This window comes from Natronohydrobacter thiooxidans (assembly GCF_001884735.1).
Taxonomy (GTDB): domain Bacteria; phylum Pseudomonadota; class Alphaproteobacteria; order Rhodobacterales; family Rhodobacteraceae; genus Roseinatronobacter; species Roseinatronobacter thiooxidans_A.
On the sequence record NZ_MJAP01000021.1, the window covers coordinates 1 to 6104 of the forward strand.

A 6104-nucleotide genomic window follows, 5' to 3' on the forward strand; every position below is an offset into this window, starting at 1 on the left:
AAATGCCATGAGCTGCTCAAGGGTCATGCCATCTTCGGCATAGACATCCAACAGGGTAGGGGCCACGGCTGCAAGTTTCAACCGCTGCTTCACGACTTGCGGCGTCACGAAGAAGGCCGCGGCAATCGCTTCATCGCCTTGACCCTTCTCGCGCAAAGCCACGAAGGCACGGAACTGATCAAGCGGATGCAACGCGACGCGCTGCATATTCTCAGCCAGTGAATCGTCTTCCGCCAGGATGTCAGAGCCAGCTTCGCGCAGAATGCAGGGAATGGGTGCTGTCTTGGCCAGCCGCTTCTGCTTCACCAGCAAAGCCAGGGCCTGAAACCGCCGCCCGCCCGCGGGGATTTCATACAGGCCGGTCTCAGAGCCATCGTCATTCAACACCGCTCGTACGCTCAAGCCCTGCAACAGGCCGCGCCGCGCGATATCCTCGGCCAGTTCTTCAACCGACACGCCAGCCTTGATGCGCCGCACATTGGACTGGCTGAGCATCAGCTTGTCGAAAGGGATGTCCTTGGATACGGACAGGGTGATTTTCGAGGCAGATTTCGCCATCAGGTCTTCTCCACGACGGGCGTCGGAAGCCACTCTCCCGATCTCACTTCCCGTCACCCTCAAACCAACACTCCTTTCACTCTATCTGTCGCTTGATCATCGGGCGGTGCGGGGAGTTCACAGCTGTGAACTTCGTTGATCGGACAGCCGACAAAGAGAATGTTCACAGCTGTGAACATCATGCCGCAGTCCGCTGAGACATCAGCGCCATGACCATCGGCCCGCAAGAGAACTCGCCCGCAGCCGCCTTGGAAGTCAGCGCACGGAGGTATCCGCCGGGCGATCTGATGTCGGCAAAGCGTTCCAGCATTGCGACGACAACAATCGAGGCTTGCTCGGGTCCCATGAAGCACTGCGCTTCTTCCCAGGCGGATGCACTGATCCCCATCGCAGGGCGAACATGGCATGCAGCGTCGAAGAGTTGATGCCAGTGCCTGACCTCGCCTTGGTAGAAGGTTTTAAGCGACGGGCAGCTTGCGATCACCAGATGGAGCGGGATCTTTGGTAAGGGTCTTGTGCCCGCCTCCTCTACGTCGGCAACAGGTGCTTCCATATCATTTTCTCGCACATCGGCCGCGCCCTTGCCTTTTTCTAAGGCAGGTTCAAAATCTATAGAGTCCTTATTTGAATTATGATGGTGACGCTCAAAACGGGCATCATTGGTGTTCATTTCTTCTGTTTCAGGACCATCAATGACGTTGCGTGCCTGATCGAGACAGGCTTCAAGGTTGGCACGGTGGGCCGAGAGGTCCTCAAGGGTGAGCTTACGGCGAAGGGCCCGTGCTATCACGGCGGCAGTGTGGCGGAGCTGATCCCAGAGCCCAAGGCCTGGCTGGATTTCCTCGCCGAACTCCGCCAGGGCCGCGAGATCGCGCCGCATGAGGCTCACGACCTCCCGCAGTCGCCGAACACGGTCTTCTGCCGCGCGCACAACCTCTGCAGCCCGCGCGACCTCCTCGGACCGGCAATAGAGTGGCGAGAGGTCGAAGCCGAAGGCTACGCGATCTTCACCATGCTTGCGGACATAGCGCTTCCCATTGGGACTATCGCGCCGGATAAGCAAGCCAGCGTCCACCAGACGGGCAAGATGGCGACGCATGGTAGAGCAGGGCATACCGTTCAGCCGCTCGCAGATCGCCTTGTTGGACGGGAAGACGACCATCTCGGCATTCCCGCCAAGCGCATCGTCCGGAAAGAAGCTGAGAAGCCCCTGCAGAACCGTCAGATCGCGCTCGGAAACCCCAAAGGCGGCCTGTGCCTTGGACAGCTCGCGCAAGAGCTGCCACTTGTTGACGGGCTTGCCGGGAACAGACGCCTCAGCACGCTCAATCACGCGTAGATGGGCATGCGATATCGGCCGCATAAACGGCGAAATTGGTGTGTACTCCATGATTTCATTCACGAAGGCATAGAAAATCTGTTCCGCGAATCAGATATGACTTGCGGTTTGCGCGCTGGCCCACTACCTTGAAAGTGCTAAGATCAAAGTTGGGGTCTCGTGGAGCGCAAGCTTTGCGGGACCTTTTCTTTAGCCTGTACCGTGCCTCCTTTTTGTTGCTGCTCTGCCTCTCTTCATGGCTCGCGTTTCCAGCGATCATGAAGCTCTTCGAGGACGTCCTGCGCATGGGCGTTGAGCCACTGCGCAAAGGCATCGTCCACATCCGTAAGATCCAGCCTGAGTGCTCGGGCTGACCTCTTGATGGCGCCCGCAGGCGCACCATTGATCAATAAGGGCGTCGTTTTCGATCTTGGTTTCTTGCCAAGAGAAGGACCTTTGGTCTTTTTCACATGGCGAGCAACGGCTTCAAACGCCGCGACCGAAGGGTCAACCTGGGGCTCCTCTTCGGCCTGTTCGCGTGCAGCCGCTTTGCCACGGGCATCACTCGCAACCCGGCAAAGCTCCTCCACATCCATGCCGGCGTCGGAGAGTTCCTTTGCCAGCGATTCCCATCTGGGGCGCCCGATGCCGTGAGCCGATCCGATCGCTTGCGCCAAAGCAGTCCCGATCGCCTTGGCAACCGAGATCGACATCGACACCGCAGAACGGGTCGCATTCAGCACTTCCGCAATCTGAGCCTGCGAGCCAAAGCCGCTGTCGAGAAGCTCCAGCGCGAAAAGGGCGCGTTCGATGTAGCTAAGGTCGCGCCTTCCAGTGTTTTCGGAAACTTGGGCGCGCAGCGCAGCTGTATCGTCCAGGTTCGCGATAAGCGCTCGCACCTTATTGACCTTGTCGGAGGCACGAATGGCCTCGAGACGGCGGCGTCCATATACGAGGAGATAGCGATTGGTCTCGGTCGGGTGGCGCCTTACAAGAATAGGGACGGTCTGGCCGTTCTGCTCGATCGACGCGCGCAGATCATTCACATCCTTGGGATCGAGGCGATCTGAATACCTCTCGTCCTGGATCTCGACCGGATCAAGTTCCCATACATGGTGAGCATCCACAGCGTCGCGCGCCGAGCGAAGCGCCCGATTGCTGGACATCATGTTGCCCGGGGCAGGGGGTGTGCCCGCCGCTGCGAGGCTGTCGAGCATGGTCATGCGCTTTTTCTTGCTGTCGCTCATCAACGCCCCCAAGTCTTCTGGATGAGCTGGGCAATCTCGTCGTTGACAGCATTCAAGCTTTCGATTGCCCGATCATAGGTCGTCCTTGTGAAGGCACTCCGTTCGACCTCGTACAGGGTCTGCTTGGTCAGACCGGCATCCGAGATGGCCGTCGACTTGAGCATCGGCGCGTTCAGGACCTTGTCGCCATACATCGTCCGCAGGAAGGCGACGATGCGGTTCTGTGGCGCGTCCGTCGGCTCGTAGCGGGTCAAGAGATAGCGCATCCAGTCATGCGACATGTCGGCCCCACTATCGGCGATGACGTCCATCAGGTCAGCGGTCATTCGGAGAAACTGGCTCATCGACATCACGTCGAGCATCTCCGGATGGATCGTCACGAGAACCCCCGTCGCAGCAGACAGCGCGGACATGGTCAGAAAGCCAAGCTGTGGCGGGCAGTCAATCACGACCACATCGTAACGCTCATCGACCTGCGCTAGCGCCTCCTTTACGCGAAAGAAGAACAACCCCGCGTTGCCGCGAGAAAGTGCCCGCGGTGTCTCGTGCTCGAACTCCATGAGTTCAAGGTTGCCGGGAATCAGGTCGAGATTCGGGATATAAGTCTTTCGGATAACCTCTGCGATCGGGACCGGCTCTTCATAACGAATCGCGTCGTAGAGCGTGCCACCATTCATCAAGTCGAACTCCGGCTGAACCCCATGTAGGGCCGTCATCGAAGCCTGCGGATCAAGGTCGATCGCCAGGACACGGTACCCCTTGAGGGCCAACCGTTGCGCGAGATGCGCCGAGGAGGTCGTCTTTCCGGATCCGCCCTTGAAGTTCATCACGCCGATGATCTGCAGATGATCGCCTGCGCGTCGACCAGGCAAGTAGTCTCCGGGTTTGCGCGCGGTTTTCTCTAGCAGAACCCGCAGGCTATGGATGTCGTCAGCAGAGTAGTGCCGCCGGTTCCCCGATGAGATTTCTGGGGATGGCCCCTTGCCATCCAAGTGGAGCTTTCTGAGATATGAGTCGTTGACGCCCAACAGAGATGCAGCTTCCCCAGAGGTGAATTTGCGCATAGTCTTGGACGCATCAGGCGGAAACAGGCTCTCACGCTGCGAATGCAGTTGCGCCGCCAGCAACTCAGAGTGCTGACGGATCACGGCGTTCAGGTCTTCATGTGTATCGGTTCTGCTCATCTGTCCTCGCGCCACCCTGTTTTCTATCTGGGGCGTGTTCACGGATTTCGGCGTTTAGTCGCCCTTTTCCGTGACTATTGCCTGACCAACTAGATTCGTGCAAGCACTTTCTAAATCTGGTGTCAGCCGCTTTGTGACTCACAAGAAGAGCTTAAGTGCGAGCGCGGGCTTGCCCATGCAAGCAGTCTGATATACATAGAAAGACGTATATCCGCTCAGGAGGCTACAATGCAGGTCGCAAAATGGGGCAACTCGCTGGCCGTCCGCTTGCCCGCTGAGCTTGTTCGGGAGCTTGGCCTCAAGGAAGGCGATCAGATCGACTTGGTCAAGGATGACGGCCATGTAAGAGTCCGTCGGCTGGCGCGTGCGGATGAAGTGCTCACGGGTCTTCGCCGCTTCCGGGGTAAACTTCCTGCCGCAGACCGCCTGAGCCGCGACGAAGCGCATGAGCGCTGAATTCGCGGACACCAATGTTGTCCTTTACCTGCTCGAAGACAGCCCGAAGGCTGATCGCGCCGAGGTTATCCTGGGGCAGGGGCCCCGGATCAGCGTTCAGGTCCTGAACGAGACGCTGGTGAACTGTCGCCGCAAGGCTGGCCTCAGTTGGGAGGAAGCAGGGGCGTTTCTCGAGGGCGTTCGCGCCTTGTGCCCCGTCGAAGATCTGACCCTTCAGACCCATGACGTGGGCCGCGCCTTGGCGGAACGTTACGGCTTCTCGATCTACGATGCGATGATCGTGGCCAGCGCTTTGGTAGCGGGCTGCACCACGCTGTGGAGCGAGGACATGCAAGATGGCCTGCTGGTGGAAGGCCAGCTTCGCATCATCAACCCCTTTGCGTGAGCGGACAGATTCTGAGCATGGCGCTGACCAAAGCCTTGTAATCCTTCCATGTCGTGGAGCATTTGCAAGGTAGCTCGGCTACTCAAGCAGCCCAAGCCGCTCAGCCCGCTCCAACAACATCTTCACAGATGACGGCTGCCAGCTTGTCCGCCCACGCGGCGTCCGCTCCCGCATCTTCTCGAGCCTGGCGCAGATCTCCTGCAGCGTGATCTCCGGGTTCGCTCCCTTGATTCCGGCGACGATGGCTGGCAGGCGGTCGTCCGTCTCGCGGCGACCGGCGCGGCCCAGCACGGTTTCCTCCAGGAACCCATCGCGTACATAAGCCTTCACGGCGCGCAGCAAGCGGCTTTGCGTCCAGCGCCGATCATCGGGCAAGGGACCATTGATGATGCGCACCACATCTTCCCAAGCCAACTCGGGCCGCAGGCGGCGGACATGGGGCACCCAGTCCTGCGCCGTCTCGTTCAGTCGCTCCATGTAGCTGTTCTGCCGTGCCAAGCGCACCTTGCGCAGCGCCGCCGGATCCCGGGCCCGCAGGCCCGGATTGCCGCCGATGCGGCCCTTCGTCCGGGCACTTGTCAAGCCTGCCTTGGTGCGTTCGCGGATCAGGGCGCGCTCGAACTCGGCTGCGGCACCCAGGACCTGCAGCGTGAACTTGCCTTGCGGGGATGCGGTGTCGATCGGGTCCTGAATGGAACGAAAGAAGGCGCCCTTCGCCTCCAGCCGCTCGATCACCTCCAGCAGATGCGATAATGAGCGGGCAAGACGGTCAATGCGCATCACCACCAGCGTATCGCCCTTGCCGATCCGTTCCAATACCCGCGCCAGCACCGACCGCGCGCGATTTCCGCCCGAGGCCTGTTCTTCATGAATCTCAACGCAGGCTGCGGGTTTCAGGGCCTGCGACTGGGGCAGGGGGGTGTGATCTTTGGTCGAGAGGCAGGCATAGCCGATCA

Annotated in this window: 7 protein-coding genes; 2 read left to right on the forward strand and 5 right to left on the reverse strand. The window is 59.7% G+C overall.

Going from position 1 to position 6104, the window contains the following annotated elements; translation table 11 throughout:
• From BG457_RS12160 to repA, 4 genes are all read right to left on the reverse strand, one after another.
• Positions 1 to 558 (reverse strand): ParB/RepB/Spo0J family partition protein (locus tag BG457_RS12160; protein ID WP_175546791.1); only part of this gene is annotated, 558 nt, incomplete at its 3' end.
• A 178-nt stretch (positions 559 to 736) separates the two neighbouring features.
• Positions 737 to 1948, reverse strand: a complete 1212-nt coding sequence (repC, locus tag BG457_RS12165) for a plasmid replication protein RepC (RefSeq protein ID WP_071797430.1) — start codon at positions 1946 to 1948, stop codon at positions 737 to 739.
• Between the two features lie 182 nt (positions 1949 to 2130).
• A complete protein-coding gene (repB, locus tag BG457_RS12170; RefSeq protein WP_071797431.1) occupies positions 2131 to 3123 on the reverse strand; it encodes a plasmid partitioning protein RepB in 993 nt (330 codons plus the stop codon).
• Complete coding sequence (repA, locus tag BG457_RS12175; protein WP_071797432.1) at positions 3123 to 4307, reverse strand: plasmid partitioning protein RepA; 1185 nt, start codon at positions 4305 to 4307, stop codon at positions 3123 to 3125. Before repA ends, repB begins: the two co-directional genes overlap by 1 nt.
• A 228-nt stretch (positions 4308 to 4535) precedes the next feature.
• Between repA and BG457_RS12180 the strand changes: the two genes are divergently transcribed.
• Positions 4536 to 4763, forward strand: coding sequence for an AbrB/MazE/SpoVT family DNA-binding domain-containing protein (locus BG457_RS12180; protein ID WP_071797433.1), 228 nt, complete (start codon positions 4536 to 4538; stop codon positions 4761 to 4763).
• On the forward strand, positions 4753 to 5148 hold the full coding sequence (locus BG457_RS12185; RefSeq protein ID WP_071797434.1) for a PIN domain-containing protein: 396 nt from the start codon (positions 4753 to 4755) through the stop codon (positions 5146 to 5148). Before BG457_RS12180 ends, BG457_RS12185 begins: the two co-directional genes overlap by 11 nt.
• Positions 5149 to 5226: 78 nt before the next feature.
• Here BG457_RS12185 and BG457_RS12190 read toward each other — a convergent pair whose 3' ends face one another.
• Positions 5227 to 6102 carry a recombinase family protein gene (locus BG457_RS12190; protein ID WP_245771001.1) on the reverse strand — a complete coding sequence of 292 codons (876 nt, stop codon included), beginning with the start codon at positions 6100 to 6102 and terminating at the stop codon, positions 5227 to 5229.
• Between the last annotated feature and the right edge of the window lie 2 nt (positions 6103 to 6104).